Origin of the sequence: Halorubrum sp. CGM4_25_10-8A, assembly GCF_005435025.1 — an archaeon.
Lineage (GTDB): Archaea > Halobacteriota > Halobacteria > Halobacteriales > Haloferacaceae > Halorubrum > Halorubrum ezzemoulense.
This window is the reverse complement of sequence record NZ_SGTX01000008.1, coordinates 14232-34331: the sequence shown is the minus strand read 5'-3', so window position 1 is coordinate 34331 and position 20100 is coordinate 14232. Positions and strand designations below refer to the sequence as shown.

Annotated in this window: 19 protein-coding genes and 1 pseudogene; 8 read left to right on the top strand and 12 right to left on the bottom strand. The window is 64.8% G+C overall.

Going from position 1 to position 20100, the window contains the following annotated elements:
* Positions 1–661: 661 nt before the first annotated feature.
* The 3 genes and pseudogenes from EXE52_RS09965 to EXE52_RS09955 form a co-directional block, all read right to left on the bottom strand.
* Positions 662–1384 (bottom strand): M48 family metallopeptidase, encoded by a 723-nt coding sequence (locus tag EXE52_RS09965; protein WP_089308107.1) that lies wholly within the window; start codon positions 1382–1384, stop codon positions 662–664.
* Positions 1377–2243 carry a hypothetical protein gene (locus EXE52_RS09960; protein WP_089308108.1) on the bottom strand — a complete coding sequence of 289 codons (867 nt, stop codon included), beginning with the start codon at positions 2241–2243 and terminating at the stop codon, positions 1377–1379. The genes EXE52_RS09965 and EXE52_RS09960 overlap by 8 nt, the downstream gene beginning before the upstream one ends.
* Positions 2244–2322: 79 nt before the next feature.
* Positions 2323–2523: pseudogene (locus EXE52_RS09955) on the bottom strand (type I restriction-modification system subunit M N-terminal domain-containing protein); the annotation flags it as partial.
* Between the two features lie 177 nt (positions 2524–2700).
* On the opposite strand from EXE52_RS09955, the gene EXE52_RS09950 reads away from it, so the two are divergent.
* Entirely contained in the window at positions 2701–3114 is a 414-nt protein-coding gene (locus EXE52_RS09950; protein ID WP_137703718.1) for a hypothetical protein, read from the top strand.
* A 213-nt stretch (positions 3115–3327) separates the two neighbouring features.
* Here the strand turns inward: EXE52_RS09950 and EXE52_RS09945 are convergent, their stop codons facing one another.
* The 3 genes from EXE52_RS09945 to EXE52_RS09935 form a co-directional block, all read right to left on the bottom strand.
* Entirely contained in the window at positions 3328–3657 is a 330-nt protein-coding gene (locus EXE52_RS09945) for a hypothetical protein (RefSeq protein WP_137703717.1), read from the bottom strand.
* A 210-nt stretch (positions 3658–3867) separates the two neighbouring features.
* Positions 3868–4950, bottom strand: a complete 1083-nt coding sequence (locus tag EXE52_RS09940) for a type I restriction endonuclease (RefSeq protein ID WP_089308109.1) — start codon at positions 4948–4950, stop codon at positions 3868–3870.
* A gap of 409 nt (positions 4951–5359) precedes the next feature.
* A complete protein-coding gene (locus EXE52_RS09935) occupies positions 5360–6100 on the bottom strand; it encodes an MBL fold metallo-hydrolase (protein ID WP_089308110.1) in 741 nt (246 codons plus the stop codon).
* A gap of 621 nt (positions 6101–6721) precedes the next feature.
* Here EXE52_RS09935 and asd point away from each other — a divergent pair.
* The 3 genes from asd to EXE52_RS09920 all read left to right on the top strand — a co-directional run bounded on the left by asd (position 6722) and on the right by EXE52_RS09920 (position 8764).
* Positions 6722–7768: an aspartate-semialdehyde dehydrogenase gene (gene asd, locus EXE52_RS09930; protein ID WP_086215746.1), complete on the top strand. Its 1047-nt coding sequence runs from the start codon at positions 6722–6724 to the stop codon at positions 7766–7768.
* 57 nt (positions 7769–7825) lie between these two features.
* Positions 7826–8038, top strand: coding sequence for a hypothetical protein (locus tag EXE52_RS09925; protein ID WP_049931540.1), 213 nt, complete (start codon positions 7826–7828; stop codon positions 8036–8038).
* Between the two features lie 99 nt (positions 8039–8137).
* On the top strand, positions 8138–8764 hold the full coding sequence (locus tag EXE52_RS09920; RefSeq protein ID WP_086219692.1) for a class I SAM-dependent methyltransferase: 627 nt from the start codon (positions 8138–8140) through the stop codon (positions 8762–8764).
* Positions 8765–8779: 15 nt separating this feature from the next.
* On the opposite strand, the gene EXE52_RS09915 is transcribed toward EXE52_RS09920, so the two are convergent.
* On the bottom strand, positions 8780–10765 hold the full coding sequence (locus EXE52_RS09915; RefSeq protein ID WP_089308111.1) for a 3-hydroxyacyl-CoA dehydrogenase/enoyl-CoA hydratase family protein: 1986 nt from the start codon (positions 10763–10765) through the stop codon (positions 8780–8782).
* A 369-nt stretch (positions 10766–11134) separates the two neighbouring features.
* On the opposite strand from EXE52_RS09915, the gene EXE52_RS09910 reads away from it, so the two are divergent.
* A complete protein-coding gene (locus EXE52_RS09910; protein WP_049931703.1) occupies positions 11135–11689 on the top strand; it encodes a DNA-3-methyladenine glycosylase in 555 nt (184 codons plus the stop codon).
* Between the two features lie 31 nt (positions 11690–11720).
* Here the strand turns inward: EXE52_RS09910 and EXE52_RS09905 are convergent, their stop codons facing one another.
* Entirely contained in the window at positions 11721–12173 is a 453-nt protein-coding gene (locus tag EXE52_RS09905) for a hypothetical protein (protein WP_089308112.1), read from the bottom strand.
* A gap of 78 nt (positions 12174–12251) precedes the next feature.
* Positions 12252–13607 carry a RimK/LysX family protein gene (locus EXE52_RS09900; RefSeq protein WP_176450716.1) on the bottom strand — a complete coding sequence of 452 codons (1356 nt, stop codon included), beginning with the start codon at positions 13605–13607 and terminating at the stop codon, positions 12252–12254.
* Positions 13608–13717: 110 nt separating this feature from the next.
* Here EXE52_RS09900 and EXE52_RS09895 point away from each other — a divergent pair, with 110 nt between their 5' ends.
* On the top strand, positions 13718–14761 hold the full coding sequence (locus EXE52_RS09895; protein ID WP_086215751.1) for a succinylglutamate desuccinylase/aspartoacylase family protein: 1044 nt from the start codon (positions 13718–13720) through the stop codon (positions 14759–14761).
* Positions 14762–14832: 71 nt separating this feature from the next.
* Here EXE52_RS09895 and EXE52_RS09890 read toward each other — a convergent pair whose 3' ends face one another.
* Together EXE52_RS09890 and EXE52_RS09885 are read right to left on the bottom strand one after the other, a co-directional pair.
* Positions 14833–15348, bottom strand: coding sequence for a hypothetical protein (locus EXE52_RS09890; RefSeq protein WP_049931545.1), 516 nt, complete (start codon positions 15346–15348; stop codon positions 14833–14835).
* 97 nt (positions 15349–15445) lie between these two features.
* Positions 15446–17347: a site-2 protease family protein gene (locus EXE52_RS09885; protein WP_089308113.1), complete on the bottom strand. Its 1902-nt coding sequence runs from the start codon at positions 17345–17347 to the stop codon at positions 15446–15448.
* 132 nt (positions 17348–17479) lie between these two features.
* Between EXE52_RS09885 and EXE52_RS09880 the strand changes: the two genes are divergently transcribed.
* Positions 17480–17965, top strand: coding sequence for a DoxX family membrane protein (locus EXE52_RS09880; RefSeq protein WP_089308114.1), 486 nt, complete (start codon positions 17480–17482; stop codon positions 17963–17965).
* 66 nt (positions 17966–18031) lie between these two features.
* Positions 18032–18271, top strand: a complete 240-nt coding sequence (locus EXE52_RS09875; protein ID WP_049931548.1) for a hypothetical protein — start codon at positions 18032–18034, stop codon at positions 18269–18271.
* 42 nt (positions 18272–18313) lie between these two features.
* On the opposite strand, the gene EXE52_RS09870 is transcribed toward EXE52_RS09875, so the two are convergent.
* Positions 18314–19996: a methyl-accepting chemotaxis protein gene (locus EXE52_RS09870; protein WP_089308398.1), complete on the bottom strand. Its 1683-nt coding sequence runs from the start codon at positions 19994–19996 to the stop codon at positions 18314–18316.
* Positions 19997–20100: the final 104 nt, after the last annotated feature.

Below are 20100 nucleotides of genomic sequence, written 5' to 3'. Positions count from 1 at the left end.
TATTGAGATCATCAAATTCGTAACGATACTGTGTGTGATTGTGTGCCGTGGTACTCTCTTGACAATACATACAGCTGTTAACAGTTAATGGTAATGTTATAGAATAGTATTGTTGTTGATAGTATCGTCAACATACTTTGTCTCAGTTGGGAAAAGCCTGTAAAAGCCTGTAACGTACAGCAAATCTATTTGCGAGAAGGCGGCTTTGCTGTAGCTGTAGCTGTACTGTAGCTGTAGCTGTACTGTAGCTGTAGCTGTGGTAGTATCCTTGCTGTCTTCACAAAGATCTTGAACCGGCTATCAAGGCCTAATACAGCGGTTTTATGCTTGATAAGCACCGACTGTTGTTACGGTAGAAGCGTACCGAGTGTATGATGGAGGCTCTGCCCCTTGGCGAGGGTCGATTCTAAGGCCCCTGTCGTGTCTTCTAATAGCTTTTATGACTTCATAAGTAGGTTGATATGTCTTGGGGTTAAAAGCTCTTAGAGACAATCCTCAACCGTCTGAGAGGATCGGTGCTTTGACCGGGTTTTATTGTAGATTATTTGTCTGTGTTTTCGAAGAACGTGAACTGGTAAATCCAACCATTTTAATTTAGTTAATATATCTGATATAGGAATTATAGGAATGACAAATAAGTTGTGATATTCAAATTCTACGCCTATAGATCGCTTTCAGAGAACACCAACTGTGTGCTATTGGCGTCCAGCCAGTAAGCGTGTTTCTCGTATTCAGAGTCGTATTCAGCAACTAAAGACCAAAACTCGTCTGTGTGATTTTGCTCTTGGAGGTGGGCCAATTCGTGGATCACGATGTAATCAACGACCTCGGGAGGGGCCATCATTAACCTCCAATTCAATCCAAGGGTTCCTGTCGTTGAACAACTCCCCCACTTGGTTCGTTGATTCCTGACTTCGATCTTGTCGTACTCGACTCCCATCTCCTCCGCGAAGTGATCGGCCCGGTTCTCAAAGCGTTCCCGAGCTTTTCGACGGTAAAGTGTCTCCAAAGCCCGCTTGAGAGAGGTCTGTTCCACGTGGTGGCGTGCCAGCCAAAATTCGTTCTCGATTACCTGTGAAGAGGACCGTTGTTCTACGACAATCTTGTACTGTTCCCCGAGATATGGAAATCGTTCTCCTTCTTCAAATTCCCGATCAGGGATTTGCTCACGATAGGCGTCGTACTTTTGCTTCTTTTCCAGAATCCACACGGCGTTCTCCTTGAGAAGCTCCTGGGGGGCCGTGGTGGAGTCTTCTGGAAGAACCACCCGAACCCCATGTAAATCCACGTCTATCCGTGGTTGCGTTGCCTCAGCGCTATGGCGTACTTCGTAGGCGACGTTCTCCCGTTGAAGTGTGATTTCCCGAGTCGCCGTCTCAGACATAGTTGTTTACGAGATAATCTCGGATCGAGTCCACGAATGGGTCGTCAATAAGGTCGGGCCGGTTGTACTCAAGCGCGACCACGTCGAGGATCAGCTCTTCAATATCCTGTTCGGTCGCCTTGTTCGTTTGCCAACCCGAATACGCACGGTCAACACGGTCTTCAAACTGATCGACGATGGAATTTGCTATGTAGGTCGCCTTCTCCCGTTCAAATTCCTCGTCAAGCTCCTCTGTTAGGTGATTCTCAATAGCGTATTTGGCACGTTCGTCGGCGTCATCACCAGCTTCTTTCTCAACTTCAATGACTTCTTTTTCAACTGATTTGAGTGCCTCTACAGCCTCCGGATCAGCCACCTCACCGCCTTGGCAGCGTTCAACGATCTCAGTCACGCGCTCACTCAAACGCTGATAGCGCGGGTTCTGACCCGTTCTGGGATGTAGGTGATCTTGTGTTGCGTGGGCAATTTGAGAGGCTTTTACGCCGGGATTGTCCATTCCTTCTACGTCTTTGAGGAATTCCTCACCGATTTTGTACGTAGGGAAGTCGTCGCGGATCTCACCCACGTCCACGTTCTCGTTGATAATCTTGCGTGTCTTCTCCCGCATATCGTCTTCGGGGGCTTCCTTCCCCGAGGTCGTCCGTTCAAATGCTACCTGAATACGACTTAACCACTTGTACTGGTCCTGAATCCCTTCCTCAATCAGCCGACCGTCGGGGGCGACAGATTCATAGAGATTCTGGAGCCGGCGGAAGCCCTGTTTGAATTCGCGGCGTTCCGGGTGTTTACTGATCCGTGAGACGGCGGCGTTGGTGGCCTCTTGAGAGTCGTCTTTCGGGATCCCGTCGAAAATGTCCATAACCGTCTCCAACTGGTCAACGAGATCGTCGAATAGCTCTTCCTCGTTGCGGGCCGCGTATGCCTTCGTCTCGGTGTCGTAGTCGAGGGCGTCGGGCGAGGTCTTCGTCTCCGTACTTCTCAACGTTCTTCTTATACTGCTTCTCGTACTCGTCGGAGATCGCCTTGTAGTAGACGAGCGGGAGAATGAACTCTTTGTAGTCGGTCGGATCGACGGCGTCCCGGATTATGTCGGCACATTTGAAGAGGTGAGAATCGAGGTCGGGGAGTGACAGCGACATAGAGGAGTAGTATGTTCAGGGGGTCATATCTCCTGTGGTGGGAAATCATGCGATTTTGGTAAACATTTACGTGCTTGGAGTTACGATTAGGTGCTATCCGCTGAAAACCAGCATAAAAACAATTGACCCGCTGACTATCCCCACTGTAGTCAAGCGAGTTACGCGTTGAAATATAATATGATAAAACCCGGCCCAAACCCATCTTCGGAGATAGCCAGTCGAGTTGATTCTTGGTTGAAAGACAATTATGAGAGCTATCCAAGTGGGATCCATGAGTACCAGACAAACGAAGCTGGATTCGAAATCGAACTGGATCACGACTTCGATAGTGAACTATTCACAGAGATAGTTAACGAAGTTGTGTATCTTGAGGCGGAAGAACTTGACGATGGCTCAATAGCCGTACAAGAAGTCGAAGAAATAGGTGATGGGCTACTTCATCGACACAGTATTGGTGTGACGTTCGGTCCAGATAATATCATATCTCTCGGAGGGTATGATGAGCCAATTATGCCTTCAGGAGAACCATCCGACACTGCGGTTGAGGAAACCCTCGAATTGTTATTACTGTATCTTAGTCATCAGAGTTGATGAATCGGATTTCCGGTCATCGCCAATAGTGTAAGCGCTATCCCTATTAAAAATAAAATTACAGTAACGATGGTTAGGACCTTCTGTTGGCTTTGCTCAATTCTATATGGATCTTCTGGATCTACATCGTGAGGATCCGATAGGCCACGTTTGATTATTAATCTGAGCGGGACAATAACTCCAAAAGAGAGCGTACTTCCATAGAGAAGAATGTCACAGTTCATCTGACTCTGTGTCCCCAACAATATAAGACGCCCAAAATCGAGTGTGCGGGCGCTTCCGGTTTCTATCACGCACTTCAATATGTAGATGGTCTGTGAATGGAATATCTAAACTGATTCCATTATCTCCGCCAACATTATAACCATTTGCCAGCTTCGATGTTGTCGTGTTTCCATCATAGTGTATTCTAATCATCGATATGTCGTTATATGAATGCGCAACGCCAACGCTCTTCAAACGTCCATAGCCTTCTACTTCGGTCAGGGTTTTCCAGCAAGTACTATCCGCTGGCTCACTTTTTATAACTGGAAGCGCTGACATTTGGCAATCACATTGAACTGAAAATAAATTAATCTTTTGATATAACCCAAAGTGTAGTCATGATTAGTACCTATCTCTCAAATTAGGATGTTCGTCTAAGCGCTCATGGTGCGGCCCTTATACAATGACAGCCCATTCAGAGACAGTAGAGTGCCTGAAAGGCGCAAGACCAAATCGGGATCTCGATAGAAGTTTGCTTGAGTGAATTCCTTACCAGTCCGATTCAAACGAAGTGTTGAATCCAAAGTGCTCTGATAATCGCTGTATTTCACGTTGCTTCTGATCCGCACTCAGGTTCGTTTCAACATAATAGCTGTCTCCCAAGGGTCTTGGTTGCTTCATTTGCTTCCCATCAAATCCCGTCTCATCATGGATGATAGGGCGTGTCCGTCCTGGTATATATGGAAGTGGCTCAAGTTCCGAGATTAGATTATGGCTTCTAACGAGGTAATCCACAGCCTCGATGAACACGTCGGCCTGTTGTGACGCGCTGAACTCGGCAAGCTCGTTCTCCCCATCAAAGAACGTAATCTGATAGGCTCCGTTAGAGTTCTCTTGGTCTTTCTCAACTACAGCTTGAGGTGGTTCCTCTAAGCTGTCTCTGTCAGGTGAATCGCCGTCACTATTGATTTCGTTCTCAATATCACCGATCAGACGGTCAATCATCTCCTTTGCTTGGGACTCCGTCTGAGGAGTGATCTTACCCGAAATCCGTTCAGAGAACAGTTCCGCAACCTCCGTCGCTAAATCATCCTTCTCTCTTTCAAGTGTCGTCCGTGCTTCTCGGAGTTCCTTGATTCGGTTGAGAATCTTCTGCCACTCATTATTCTGGATCGCGTCTGTGGTGAAGGCTCTTAGTGTTGTAACCCTCTCAGGAAGACTTTGGAGGCCCGTTCTCCCGAGTGTATTCACGTTGACTTTGGTGTCAATCACTTCCCGCCGATAGAACTCGTATTCCTCTCCGTTCGTGAGTATCCCCAAATTCACGTCTTCGTTCTTGAGATAGGCTTCTAACTGCTCTCTGTGCTTGTCTGTAAGCGACGTGTCTACGCCTTTGGCTTCGAGGAAGGCTACGGGAGTACCATCCAGAATCAGGGCGTAATCAACCTTGTAGGTCTTTCCGAAGGCTTTGACAGAGTATTCCAGTTGAGTGTTGTCGGGGATCGTCCAGTCGAGAAGGTCGAGAAAGTCACGTAGAACGGCGGCTTTCGTGTTGGCCTCATCCATCTGTGGGGCCGCCTCAATAGTCGCTTGAGCGTGATCGACGTAGTCTTTCACCGCGTCCTCATCCATAGATGGTTGATGTTCAGACGGTTATCATATCAAAGTATTCGATGGGAGGCGGAGAACTCTCTGAACCTTTGTTGACCCTTGCGGCACAAAGACGGTATTTTATACCGTATGGTATCCTGTGTGTTAGGTGAGAACCGGTATAGGTCCCATCCTTCAGTTCGCGCCCGAAGATCGCATTTGCGTCAGAGGGCGCTTGTGGAGGCTGAGACGCGGGTTCGATTCTCGCACCCGGACCTTTTCCGACGAACGGAGTGAGGAGCGAAAAGTCCGGAAGGCGAGATTGAATCATGCGAGACGAGCGGAGCGCGTCTCGCCCGGGTTCGATTCTCGCACCTGGACCTTCTCGCGGCGAGCAGTATCGCGAGCTGCGAGGCTCCGTAGCGAATTGAAGCGGTGATCGAGGCGCCGGTCAGAACTCGATCCGCTCGCCGTCTTCCGGGATCAGCACGTCCGCCGTCTCCGCCCGGAGTTCCTCGCGCGAGAGCAGGCAGTGGTTGATCGCCTCCATGTGGACCACGGCGACCGGGGCGTCGGTGGCCTCGCGCACGGCCGCGACGTCCTCGACGCCCATCGTGATCGGTTCGCCGTGGTTGAACCGCGCCGCGCCGCCGTTGAGCACGACGGCGTCGGGGTCGAACTCCGCCAGCGTCTCCGCGACCGGGTCGTACCAGACCGTGTCGCCGGCGAGGTACAGCGTCTTGTCGCCGTCAAGCAGGAACCCGGAGACCGGACCCATCTGCTCGGCAAGTTCCCCGTGTCCGTGACGGCCCGGGGTTCGGCGGAGCGCGACGCCGTCGAACGACGCCGTCTCCTCGACCGGTCGCACGTCGGTGAAGCCGTCCTCGACGAACGCGTCCGCCTCCGCGGGCTGACAGAACAGCGGCACGTCGGCGTCGAGTCGCTCCGCGGCCGCGTCGTCGAAGTGATCCGGGTGGCGGTGGGTGACGATCACCGCGTCGTGCGACAGGTCGACGTCGGGAAGCGGGACGAGCGGGTTGCGCCGGTCGTTCGGGGTGTTGTCGATCGGCGGAAGCGTGCCTTCGGACGCGAACAGCGGATCGACGAGGAACGTCGTCCCGTCCACGGTCGCGAGCGCCGTGGCGTTGCGGACGAGAGTGACGGCGGGGCCGGCGCCGCGGGTGTTCGACATGTCGGGCCTTCGGCGCGCGAGGGGTTGTGCGTTGCGGCGCCGCTGTCGAGCGTCGGAATGTCGCCCGCGACACTAACGACCGGTCTCATCTCCGGCGGCGTGCCGCGTCGACCGGGAAACCCTCGTGGCGGGCGGTCGCCTGCGCGGCGACGGGCGGGTCGCGTTCGCGACCGGTGTCACGCGCCTGGGTTCTCCGCGCTGTCATCGCTCCCATCGGGGAGTACTCGGGCGGGGACTAGGGGCGCGCACGTTCGGATAGCCGTCGCGCGCGGTTAAACGGTCGGGTGAGAGGCTCACGACTTCCGGCCGGATGCCGAAGGAGAGCGAGCGGGCCGTCTCGTGGGTGACGCTCGCCAGCGTGGCGGCGGACAGGGTCGGGACGAGCGAGAACCCGTCGAACTTGGGCGTGCTTCGAACGCGCCTGACGCCCAGAACGGAACGTTCCTGCCGGATCGGCGAATATCTCCCGGACCGCGCCGGTCGGCGACGGTTCGTTGGGAACGCGCCGCGGTCGCCGACGCATCGTAGTCGGACCGACCGTCAGACCGAATCGCCGGCCGCGTTCGGCGGTATCGACGGCTATCCGAACGCACTTACGTCCCTGTCACGGACCCACGCGCAATGTCAGTACGAGTCGGCATCCTCGGTGCCACCGGCGCGGTCGGCCAGCGGTTCATCCAGTTGCTCGACGACCACCCGACCTTCGAGCTCGCCGCGGTCACCGCGAGCGCGGAGAGCGCGGGCAAGACCTATCGCGAGGCGGCCAAGTGGCGCGTCGACACCCCGATTCCGGAGGGCGTCGCCGAGATGGAGGTCGCCGAGACGAGCCCCGCAGGGGTCGCGGACGACGACGTCGACCTCCTCTTTTCCTCGCTCCCGTCGGGCGTCGCGGCCGAGGTCGAGCCCGAGTTCCTCGATGCCGGATACGTCGTCTCCTCGAACTCCTCGAACGACCGCATGGCGGCGGACGTCCCGCTCACGATCCCCGAGATCAACCCCGACCACCTCGGGCTCATCGAGGTCCAGCGCGACGAGCGGGGCTGGGACGGCGCCCTCGTGAAGAACCCGAACTGCTCGACGATCACGATGGTGCCGACGCTCGCGGCGATCGACGAGTTCGGCCTCGAAAGCGTCCGGGTCTCGACGCTTCAGGCGGTCTCCGGCGCCGGCTACTCCGGCGTCACTTCGATGGAGATCCTCGACAACGCCATCCCCCACATCGGCGGCGAGGAGGACAAGATGGAGACGGAGTCGCGCAAGCTGCTCGGCGAATTCGACGGCGCCGAGGTCTCCCTCCACGACGCCGACGTGGCCGCCTCGTGTAACCGGATCCCCACGCTCGACGGCCACCTGGAGAACGTCTTCGCCGAGTTCGCCGAGGACCCCGCGCCGGCGGACCTCCGCGAGGCGATGCGCTCGTTCGAGGGCGTCGGCGACCTCCCAAGCTCGCCCGAACAGCTCATCAAGGTGTTCGGCGACGACGAGCCCGAGCGTCCGCAGCCCCGCCTCGACCGCACGTACGCCGACGGGATGGGCATCGTCGCCGGCGGCGTCCAGACCACCGACGCCGGCGCGAAGTACAACTGCCTCGCACACAACACGATCCGCGGCGCGGCGGGCGCCTCGCTGCTCAACGGCGAGCTGCTCGTCGAGGAAGGGTACGTCTAAGCGCGCCGGCCGCCGACCGATAACCACTTTATTCTCCGCGTTCCGTCGGCCGACGCCATGGCAGAGCCATCCGCGAAACGGTCCGTCCGCCGGGGCGTCGCGGTCCTCCTCCTCCCGGTGTCCGGGGCGACGACGCTCCCCGCGTTCGTCGAGGCCGCGCTCCCCGGCGTGTCGAGTGTGGTCGGTGTCGTCCTCTTCGTCGCCGCGGTCGCGTACCTCGTCGGCAGCGTCAGTAGACAGGTGGCCGCGGCGGCCGACACGCCGCTGTGATCGGTCCCGGACGGGCACCGGACGGCACCGAATACTCCGGGGGGCCACGAGACCGCGCCGACCGAAGCGTTCAACAGTCCGTCGCGAATGTCCCCGCACATGGTCGACAGGAACGTCGTCCGCCGGGGGTACGACGAACTCGCGACGGCGTACGCGGCCGACCGCGTCGAGGACGGCCGCGGACGAGCGGTCCTCGACCGCTTCCGTGAGTCGCTGCCGCCGGACGCGCGGGTCCTCGACGCCGGCTGCGGGCAGGGCACGCCCGTGCTCCGAGCGCTGAACGACTCCGGGACCGCCGTCGGAGCGGACATCTCGCGCACCCAACTGGCGCTGGCCGCCGAGAACGTCCCCGGAGCGCCGCTCGCGCAGGGTGACCTCGTCGCGCTCCCGTTCCGCGACGGCGCCTTCGACGCGGTGACGGCGTACCACTCGCTAATCCACGTTCCGGAGGGGCGTCACCAGGCCGTCGTCGACGAGTTCGCCCGCGTCCTCGGCGACGGCGGACGGCTCCTCTGTTCTGAGGGACCGGAGCCGTGGAACGGCGAGAACCCGGACTGGCTCGACACCGGCGTCGAGATGCAGTGGCACATCGCGGGCGCGGAGGCGACTCGGCGGCAGCTCCGGAACGCCGGCTTCGTAATCGAGCGGGAATCGACCGTCGACGACTCGCTCGCCGACGGCGCCGACGCGCGCTGGACGTTCTTCGCCGCGCGGCTCACCGAGTGAGCAGCCGAGCCCTCGTTACTTCCCTTCGAACTCGGGTTCGCCGTCGCCCATGAACGCCGTGACGCCCTCGATGAGGTCGTCGGTGTTCATGACGTGGCCGAAGCCCATCGCCTCGACTTCGAGGCCGGCCTCGTTGTCGGTGCGCCCGGCGTGGATCGCGCGCTTCGTGTACTTCTGCGCGATCGGCGGGCCGCCCGCGAGCTGCGCTGCCAGCTCCCGCGCCCGGTCGTCGAGCTCGTCGCCCGGCACGACCTCGTTGACGAAGCCGTAGTCGGCCATCGTCTCGGCGTCGTAGCGGTCGGCGGTGAGGATGATCTCCTTCGCGCGCCCCTCGCCGACGACGCGCGCGAGCCGCTGCGTGCCGCCCCAACCCGGGAGCAGGCCGAGGTCGAGTTCGGGCTGGCCGAGCTCGGAGCGCTCGGAGGCGATCCGCATGTCTGCCGCGGTCGCGAGCTCCATCCCGCCGCCGAGGCAGTAGCCGTCGATGGCGGCGATGACGGGCTTGTCCGACTCCTCGAGCTTGCCGAACGTCTGTTGACCCTGCCGAGAGAGCTCGACGGCGTGGATCGGGTCCGCGCCGCCCGCGGCCATACTCTGGACGTCCGCGCCAGCGGAGAAGGCGCGGTCGCCCGCGCCGGAGAGGAGGATCGCCCGCACGTCGTCGTCGCCGTCGAGCAGGTCGATCGCGTCGGCGAGCTCGTCGAGCACGTCGCCGCTGATCGTGTTCATCCGGTGCGGGCGGTCGATCTCGACGTGCCCGACCCGCGCGTCGGCGTCGACGTCGACGTTCAGCACGTCGAACGCCGGGCCGCTCTCCGCGTCGCCGTCGGCTCCGTCGCCGCGGAAGCCGCCCGACTCGGCCGCCTCGCGCAGGTAGTCGGTCGCCTCATAGCGCTCCTCGCCGGTCTCCTCCGCGAGGGCGTCGAGCGTCTCGACCAGCGCGTCGAGCCCCTCTTCGTCAGCGAGCTTTGCCGGGCCGTCGGGGAAGCCCGCGCCGAGCTTGACCGCCTCGTCGATGTCGTCGGCGTCGGCCACGTCGTTGCCGATCAGGCCGGCCGTCTCGTTGGCCATCACCGCGAGCAGGCGGCGGCGCACGTCGTCGTCGAGCGCGTCGCTCGGGATCTGCGCGCCGTCGCCGTCCTCGTAGTCGTAGAATCCCTTGCCGGTCTTCTTGCCGAGGTCCTCCGCCTCGACCTTCTCGCCGAGCAGCGGGCAGGGGCGGTAGGCGTCGCCGAGGACCTCGTGCATGTACTCCAGCACGTGGTAGCCCACGTCGATGCCGACCTGGTCGGCGAGCTCGAACGACCCCATCGGGAGGCCCATGTCGAACTTCGTCGTGGAGTCGACCGCCTCCATCGTCGCGTCGCCGGACTCGACGATCCACGCCGCCTCGTTCATCAGGGGGACGAGGATGCGGTTGACGATGAACCCGGGGCTGTCCTTCCGGACCCGGACGGGCGTCTTCCCCATCGACTCGGCGAGCCCCTCGATCAGGTCGAGCGTCTCCTCGCTCGAGTGCTCCCCGGAGATGACCTCGACCAAGTCCATCCGCACCGGCGGGTTGAAGAAGTGCATCCCGCAGAAGCGCTCGGGGCGGTCCGTCACCTCCGACAGCTCGGTGATAGAGAGGCTGGAGGTGTTGGTGACGAAGACGGCCTCGTCGGGCGCGTACTCGACCACGTCGTCGTACACGTCCTTCTTGATGGCCATCTTCTCGGGGACGACCTCGACGACGACGTCGGCGCCGTCGAGCGCGTCCTCGAGGTCGACGAACGCGTCGACGCGGTCGAGCGCGGCGTCCGCCTCGTCGTCGCCGATTCGGTCCTTCTCCGCAAGCTTGCCGAGCGACCACTCGATCTGGTCGTACCCGTTCTGGACGAGCTCATCGTTGATGTCGCGGAGCGACACGTCGTAGCCGGCGAGGGCGGCCACTTCAGCGATACCGTGGCCCATGTTCCCGGCGCCGAGCACCGTCACGCGCTGGACGTCTTCGAGCTGCATACCTGAGAGTCGGAACCGTCATGGTTGAACGTTTTCATCTTCCAAACGTAAAACAAACTGTAAGTTTATTCGGGTGGGTTGGCGGCGGCTCGACGCGAGGTTCGAGAGACTGAGACGAGCACGAACGGTCGACGCGGGGTGCGAGGGACTGAGACGAGCACGAGCGCTCGACGCGGGGTGTGAGAGGCCGCGCGGACCGGTCCGGAACCGAACGTACTCCTCCGTGCGGTCCCTCGCTTCGGTATGGACGACGGCGTCGACGGAACGATCGACCCGGCCGCGGACGCTGACGGGCCAGCGGCGAAGAGTGGCGGTCCGGCCGCGGACGTAGACGACCCGGTGATCGAGGTCCTCCGCGAGGACCCGACGATGGCGACGCTCGTCGATCGACACGGGCCCCTCGACGTCGCGCCCGCGGACGACGAGTTCGCGCGGCTCTGTACCTCGATCGTGAACCAGCAGCTCTCGACCGCCTCTGCGGCGGCCATCCACGAGCGGTTCGTGGAAGTCGTGGGCGGCGACCCGACCCCGGAGCGCGTCCTCGCGGCCGACGAGGCGGCCCTGCGCGAGGCCGGGCTCAGCGGCACGAAGGTCGACTACCTGCGCAACGCCGCCGCCGCGTTTCGCGACGACGAGCGCGACCTCACGCGCGAGGAGTTGGCGGGCGTAAGCGACGAGGCGGTCGTCGACCGGCTCACCGAGATCACGGGCGTCGGCGAGTGGACCGCGAGGATGTACCTCGTCTTCGCGCTCGGGCGCGAGGACGTGCTCCCGCTCGGCGACCTGGCGGTTCGGAAAGGGATCGAGCTGGTGTACAACGGTGGGGAATCGCTGTCGCGCGCGGAGATGCGCGAGATCGCCGAGGCGTGGCGCCCGTACCGGAGCTACGGGACGCGATACATCTGGGCCGAGTACGAGTCCTGACCGCGCTCTCGTGGAGGAACGACGGGCCGAGCTATCGGGTCCGGGTCGACTGCTCCGGTTCGGGCTCGGGGTCGCCGGCCGTGGCTCGGTCACCGCTCGCCGCGTCCTCGCGGTACAGCCGGAGGATCTCCTCTAAGAGGACCGCGTGCCGATCACCGGGGACGTACTGGTGGTCGATGAAGTCCTCGGCGTCGCTGAACTTCTCCCGGAGCGCGAGCTTCCGCACGAACGCGACGGACTCGAAGAACGGGGGGCCGTCGGTCTCCTCGTCCGCGCCCAGCGTCCGGTCCGCGTCCGGGATCACCTCGGACTCGATCGCCTCGTAGTCGATCGTCTCCGGGTCGTACTCGTCGAGGGTCCGGGAGAGCACGTAGTCGGCCGAGAAGCGGTAGAACTCCGACTTGCTCTCGAACTGCCCCTCGTCGACGAGCGATTCGATCTCCTCGACCACCGACTCGGGAAACCGGACCGTGCTCTTCACCATGTGTCGTGTCCTCGACAGCCTCGGTCTTATACTTTTGTCAGACGCGCGTGAGCCAGATTTCGGCGGCGCCGGACGGGTCTACTCCTCCTCTTCGAGGATTTCGCCCGCCTCGTCGCGCTCGGCCTCGTCTCTGTCGGCGCGCCGCCGCACGTCGACTCGGTAGTCAGTGAGGATGTCGCGGCCGAGCAGCAGCGGGTACTCCATGTGCTCGCGGTCCTCGACGCTCGCGGTGACGGTGTGCTGGTTGCCGCCGATACCGATGACGAGGTCGACGACCGGCCGGGCCTTCCCGCCCTTCACGCTGCCCGACTTGACCCGCGTCATGCTCTTGATCGGACCCGCACCGATCTCGGCGGCCAACTGGGTGTCGATGCTCGTCCGGGTCGCGCCCGTGTCCGACTTCGCGAGCGCCTGCGTCGAGCCGGAGGTGCCCGTGACGACGACCTCCTCGATGTAGCCGATGTCGGGCTGCTCGGAGGGGGTCGGCTTCGGCGCGGGCGCGCAGGACGGCCGCGAGTCGTCGAGGGTCGCGGCGACGCGCTCGACCGCCTCGTCCTCGACCTCGCCGCCGACCGTCTCGATCGCCAGCTTCGCGATGTGCGGGGCCGGGCTGGTGCCGGTCGCCTCGAACAGCCCCTTGAACCCGGCCGTGGGGTTCACTTCGAGGACGTACCAGCCGTCGTACCCCTCGACGAGGTCGACGCCGGCGTAGTCGAGCCCCATCACCTCGGCCGCGTAGAGGGCGGTGTCGGCGGCCTCCTGCGGCATGTCGTCGGTGGCGTCCTCCACCGCGCCGCCCAACGCGACGTTGGTGCGCCAGTCGCCCTCGGGCGCGTAGCGGTACATCGACCCGACGATCTCGTCGCCGACGACGTACACCCGCAGGTCGCGGTGCTTCTCGTCGTCGCGGTCGATGAGCCGCTGGAGGAACGCCTGCCGGTTGCCGACCTTCGGGTTCACGCGCTCGGTCAGGTCGACCTTCCACGTCCCGCCGCCGTGGGTGCCGATCGCGGTCTTATACACGCCCACGTCGCCGAACCGCTCGCGGCCCTCGTTGAGGCGGTCGTTCGACAGCGCGAGCAGCGCGTCGGGCACGCGGATGTTCCAGTCGGCGAGCGTCGCCGCCGTCGCGAACTTGTGGATCGACGCCAGCACCGCGTTCGGCTCGTTCAGCATCGGCCGGATGCGCTCGAACGTCGCCGCCAGCCCGAGCAGCTCCGCGGGCTGGTCGGTGTTCGATAAGAGCAGGCGGTTCGCGATCACGTCGACCGCGGGCTCGACCGCCACCTCGCCGTCCTCGACGCTCACCGCGGCGTTCTCCTCGCGGAGCCACACCGGCTCGTGGCCGAGATCCTCGACGGCGTTACAGATCGCCTTCGTCTCCTTGCTGTTGTGCAGCGACAACACTCCCACCCGAACCGAGTCCGAACTCATACCTCTCACTGCGCGGGCCGACGTAAAAGACGCCCCGATCGTTTCGGCCGGACGAGATCCGGAGTCTCCGGGTCGCCATATATATACCCGACGCCGCGCTCCGGTCTGCCATGAGCGAGGACCGGGCGTTCACGTACAACGGCGGGGCGGTGCCGCCCGGCGAAACGCAGAACATCCGCTACGGCATCAGCGAGACGTACCTCGGCGACCCCGTCCGTATCCCGGTCACGATCGTCAACGGGGAGCGCGATGGGCCGACCGCCTTCCTGACCGCGGCCGCCCACGGCGACGAACTCAACGGAATCGAGGTCGTCCGCGAGGTCGCCCACGAGTGGGACCTCTCGGCGCTTTCGGGCACGCTCGTCTGTCTCCCCGTCCTCAACGTGCCCGGCTTCCTCGCCCAGCAGCGGTACCTCCCCGTCTACGACCGCGACCTGAACCGGTCGTTCCCCGGGAAGCCCGGGTCGACCAGCTCGAAGCGGATGGCCCACCGGATCTACGAGAACTTCATCGCGCCGTGCGACTTCGGGCTCGACTTCCACACCTCCACCCGCGGCCGGACGAACATGCTCCACGTCCGCGCAGACATGACCGACGAGTCGGTGTACCGGCTCGCGATGGCGTTCGGCTCGAAGGTGATCATCGACAGCGACGGGCCGAGCGGCACGCTCCGCGGCGAGGCGACCGACGCCGACATCCCCACGATCACGATCGAGATGGGGGAGGCCCACCGGTTCCAGCGCCCGCTCATCGACGACGCGCTCGACGGCGTCAAATCCGTCTTCGCGGAGTACGGACTCCTGGAGACCGACACGGTTCGCTGGCCCGGCTGGCGCACCGTCGTCGCCGGGGCGGGCGAGAAGACGTGGCTGCGCGCCGACTCCGGCGGCATCGTCGACACCCACTTCGAGAGCGGCTCGCTCGTCCGCGAGGGCGAGCGCATCGCGACGATCACCAACCCGTTCAAGGAGGACGCGGTCGCGGTGGAGGCCCCGTTCACCGGGCTCCTGATCGGCCTGCTGGAGAACCCGGTCGTCTACCCCGGGAACCCCCTGTGTCACCTCGTCGAGATCGGTGAGTCGACCCGTCGGGCGATCGAGGCCGGCAGCGCGCCGAAGCCCGTCGGCCAACCGACGCCGACGGCCGGGAAGTGAGGTCGCCCTCTGTGGTCGACGGGTCGCGCTCTGGGTTCGTACGTCGCCGTCGTGGCCGTGACACCGACCCGTCACCCCTCGCCGAGCCGCTCCCGTAGCCCGACCGCGGCCCCGGCGACAACCGCGAGGAAGCCGCCGAGGAACGCCACCGGCTGGAGGACGACCCGCTGGGCGACGACGGCGCCCGGCTCGCGCTCGACGGTCCGGGTCCAGAACTCGTACCGCTCGCCGTCGAGCTCGACGATCAGCAGTCCGTCGCCGAGCGTCGGGTCGGTCGGGTACGACAGCGAGTCGACGCGCTCGTCGGGGCTCTCGACGCCGAACGCGCCCTCGGGGGCGTCGCGGGCGCGGTCGAACGCCGCGCGGGCGGCGGGGTCAAGGTCGGCGTACGCGACGACGGCGTTCGAGTCGTCGAGACCTTCGTCGGTCGGAGCGTCGAGACCCACCGACGACCCGGCGGTCACCGACCGAACGGTGTGGGTGTAGGCCGGGTCGGCCTCGCCGACCGAGACCGGGAGGAACAGCGGGTTCGCCATCAGGAGGACGCCGAGCGCGACGAGCGCGGCGGCCGCGAGCGGGGCGCGCATACGCCGCCTTCGGCGGGCCGGGAGTTGAGCCTTTCCGAGCCGCGCGGCCGGCCGCAGCCGAACAGCTCCGCCATCGGCCGAGACGTGGCGCCGGGCCTCAGATCAGCCCGAGCGCCGTGAGGATCTGGTTGCCGAAGATCATCGCGATCAGTCCGGTCAGCATGACGAGGCCGGACGAGACCGTGATCGTCCGCACCGCGGCGTGCCGGTCGCTGATCGGGACCCGGCTGATCACCGCCTCGGCGACCATCCGGAGGATGCGGCCGCCGTCGAGCGGGAACGCCGGCAGGCAGTTGAACAGCGCCAGCTGGATGTTGATCCACCCCGACCAGAACAGGAGGTTCGCGAGCAGGAACGTCCCGCCGCCGAGCACCGCGAGCGGCCCCTCGACAACGAAAAAGTTGGTCAGGTCGCCGGTGAACCCCGCGAAGTTGAACGGGAGCCCGAACAGGCTGCCGAGCGGCAGGATGAGCGCGACGAACACCAAGCCGAGCGGCGAGTCGGTGACCCCGCCGAGCGGGACGCCGCCGGCGGTCCCCTCGCCCCCGTCGCCGCCGAGCAGTTCGAGGTACGCGCCGGCGGGGTACTCGGTGACGCCCACGTCGTCGAGCGCGAGCCCGCTCGTCCCGGGGAAGACGCTGACGCCGACGAAGCCGCCGTCGCGGTTCGGGTGGGCGTCGAGTTCGACCTCGTACGTGTCGCGTTCGCCGTCAGCGTCGTAGACGGTGACGGGGACGGTCTCCCCCGGCTCGCGCTCGCCGAGGACCGCGGAGAGCGCCCCGTTGTCGACGACGCGCTCGCCGTCGACCGAGACGATCGTCAGCGGCTCGCCGAGGGCGGCGCCCGCGTCGTGGATCGGCCCGTCCTCCTGAACCCCGACGACGTACGCGCCGATCGGCACGTCCGGGACGGTGACGGCGGCCTCGTCGTCGGCCGTTTCGACGCCCGAGGCGTCCTCGGCGCCGGGCGCGTCGCGGACCTGGTCGACGACGGTCGCGTTGCCGGTCACCGTCAGCGCGGCGCGCTCGTCGTCGCCGACCGCGGCGAAGAGGTCCGACTCGGTCGCGACCGGCTCGCCGTTCACCGCCGCGATCGTCACCGGTGCGCCCTCGATCCTCACGCCGAGGGGGTTGCCGCCGGCGGACCCGACCACCTGTAGCTCGCGGTCGACCCGCACCGTCTCCCGCGCGTCGCCGTCGTCGACCGTGAGCGCAACCGAGTCGCCGGCGTCGGCGATCGCCGACTCGAACTCGGCGCTCGTCTCGATCGGCGTTCCGGCGACCTCGACGACCCGGTCGCCCTGCGAGATGTCGGCCGCGGCCGCCGGGGAGCCGGGGTTGACCTCGCCGACCGCGTAGCCCGCCGCGGGCGAGATGGCGCCGACCACGGGGCCGAAGAGGAGCGCGAAGACGACGATCGTGAGGACGGTGTTCGCGGTGACGCCGGCAGCGAACATCCGTGCGCGCGCGCCGCGAGACGCCTCCTGCGTCGCCTCCTCGTCCGGTTCGACGAACGCGCCCACCGGGAGCAGCGCGAAGAAGACGAGTCCCATCGAGTCGATGTCGATGCCCTCGACCCGGCAGAGGAGCCCGTGTGCCCCCTCGTGGATCACCATCGCGGCCCCGAGCCCGGCGACGATCTCCGGCGCGACCGACAGGGGAAGGAAGTCGTTGACGCCGGGGATGATGAGGAAGTTCTGCGGCTGCTGGATCGCGGCGGGCTGTGCGTTCGTGAACGCCGACATCGCCGACGAGAGGATGAGCGCGAACGACGCCACCATCGCCACTAAGGCCCCGCCGAGGCCGAGGTTGGCGACCGCGCGCCAGAACCGCTTCGGCGCCGCCAGTCGGCCGAGGAAGGCGCGCCCGCGGAGGGTCCGGAGCGTCAACACCGGTCCGGAGATCCTGACCGCGTCCGGGAGGATCCCCTCGTTCCGCAGCCACATCGCGACCGCGGAGTACGCGAGGACCCCCGTCAGCACCCAGAACAACGTGTTCATTACCACGCCGTTGGGCTCGCCCGCTCGTAAGGGGTTCGGTTCCCGGAACCCTCGGCCGCACCGCGCGCACCGATACGGCCCGCCGCGGCCGTCGGGGAGGACTGATACGCGTCCGGTGCGTGCGTCGGACCGATGGCCGACGCCGACCGGTCCCACGCCGCAGACGCACAGCCCGCGCGCCGACGGCCCGATCCCGTCGAGTCGGACGCCGCCGAACGCTCGCTCGCGCCCCTCATGGGCGCGGCGTACGTTACCGCCGGGGTCGCCCACTTCCTGATCCCGGATCGGTTCGCGGAGGCGATCCCGCCGTCGTTCCCCCGGCCCGTCGGGCTGGTGTACCTCTCCGGGATCGCCGAGATACTCCTCGGGGTCGGCGTCGCGATACCGCGGACGCGGCGCCCGTCCGCGTGGGGGATCGTCGCCCTCCTCCTCGCCGTGTTTCCGGCGAACGTCCACCTCGCCCGGCGCGACACCCTCGACGACCTCCTCCCGGACCGACTCGTCGCTCCGGCGCGGCTCGCGGCGCTGGTCCGCCTGCCGTTTCAGGGCGTCCTGATCGCCTGGGCGCTGCGGTACGCGCGCGACGACGACCCGTCGGAGCCGTGTTCGGAGGCGTAGTTCCGGAGCGATCGAGGTCCCGCCGCGAACTCAACACCCAAGTACCCCCCGGTACAAGCGTGACCCATGATGGCGCTCATCGACTTCGTCTCCCGGCTGGTCGGCGACGTCGGGCGGTTCGTCGACATCTTCCTGAACGACCTCATCCTCGGCGCCGGCGACCCGCTGTCGGCGCTGCTCGTCCTCGTCGGACAGGTCCTGATTATCGCTTCCGTCGGCGCGCTGGGCTACGCCGCCGTCGGCGCGCTGCTCGGTGAGATTGGCGTGAACCTGCCCTCGCTCGGCGGACGCGGGCGCTCGGAGTAGTCGGCGGCGCCGGTCGCCGACCTCGTCGCGCCCAGACCGTCCTCAGTCGTCGTCAGCACCGATCGCCGACCGCACTTCGGCGCCGGCCCCCGGACCGTCGACGGTTTCGGCACCGTCGCCCCCGTCGGGAACCTCGAACTCGTTCAGCCGCGCCAACAGGTCGTCGGACCGGTCCGAGAGCGTGTGGACCCGGCCGGTCACCTCGGAGACGGTCGCGGTCTGCTCCTCGGCCGCGGCCGCGACGGTCTCCGCCTCGGTCGCGGTCTGTCGGCTCACGGAGGCGACGCCGTCGACCATGTCGACGACCTCCTGCGTGGTGCGCGCCTGGTCGTCGGTCGCGTCGCTGATCTCTTGGACCGTCTCGTCGACGCTCGTCACATCCTCGACGACGCCCTCGAACTCCCGCAGCGTCGACTCGATCGTCTCGACCCCCTCGGCTACCTGGGCCTCCATCGCCTCGGCGTCGGCGGCGGTCTCCGCCGACGCGGTCTGGACCTCCTCGATCCGCCCGGAGATCTCCCCCGCCGACTCGCGCGTCTCCTCGGCGAGCGACTTCACCTCGTCGGCGACGACCGCGAACCCGTCGCCGGAGCCGTCGGCGCGCGCCGCCTCGATGGAGGCGTTCAGCGCGAGCAGGTTGGTCTCCTCCGCGATTTCGTCTATCACGGCCGCGATCTCGTCGATCTCGCCGACCCGGTCCGCGAGGTCCGTGACCGCGGCCGCCGTCTCGCCGATCCGCGTCTCCAGCGTCTCAAGCTCCGCGATCGCCTCGGCCGCCTCCTCGCGGCCGGAGCGACCGCGTTCGGCGGCGTCGCGCGCGGTCTCGGCCGCGTCGTCGGCGCTCGCCGCAATCTCCTCGACGGTCGCCGACAGCGTGTTCATCTCGCTCGCGATCGCCTCCAGCTCGTCCGTCTGCTCGGCCGCGCCGTCGGAGATCTCCTGGACCGAGCGCGCGACCTCGCCGCTCGCGTCGTCGACCTCGTCCATGCTCGCGCGCACCTCGTCCGCGGCCCCGGCCACGTCGGCGGTGAACCCGCCGACCTCGCCGACCGTCTCGCCGAGCGTCGCGACGAGCCGGTTGTAGTTGTCGACGATCTCGACGTACCGGCCCTCGTCGGTCGCCAGCGCGTCCCCGTCGATGGTCGCCGTCAGGTCGCCGTCCTGCGCGCGCTCGGCGGCATCGCCGAAGGCGTCGACGAGCGCCTCCAGCTCGGTGGTGTAGGCCGCGAGATTCTCGGCCATCTCGTCGAGCGACGCCCCGAAGGCGCCCGGGACCTCCTCGTCGAGCGCGGGGTCGTCGAACTCTTGATCGGCGAGGGCCTCCGCCTGCGCGGAGACGGTCGTGAGGTACCCGTGGACCTCGCCGAAGGCGCCGACGAGGCTCCCGATCTCGTCGGGTTGGGTCGGGTCGAGGGCGCCCGCGGCGTCGCCGCCCGACGACCCGGTCGCGTCGGGCTCACGCGCGTCGTCGATATTCCCCGCGGCGATCGCCTCCGCCTGACGCTCCAGCGCGCGTATCGGGCCGACGAAGTCCTGTCGAACGATGAGCAGCGTGTTGTAGATGGCGACGACCGCGCCGAGGAACAGCGCCCCCGAGACGACGTACGCGGCGGTCCCCGAGATCAAAAACTGAGTGAGAAAGATGCCGACCGTGACGAGAAACTGGATGCCGACCGCCGTGACGACCTTGCGCTCTATCGATTCGGTGACGCCGAGCGCGTCCATCGTCCGCCACAGGAGGGCCTCGTACCGCCCGCGGACACCCGGGCGGCGCTGTCGTGTCGTGGACATACTTCGCCCTCGACGAGAACGGGTTATGAACCTCCCGC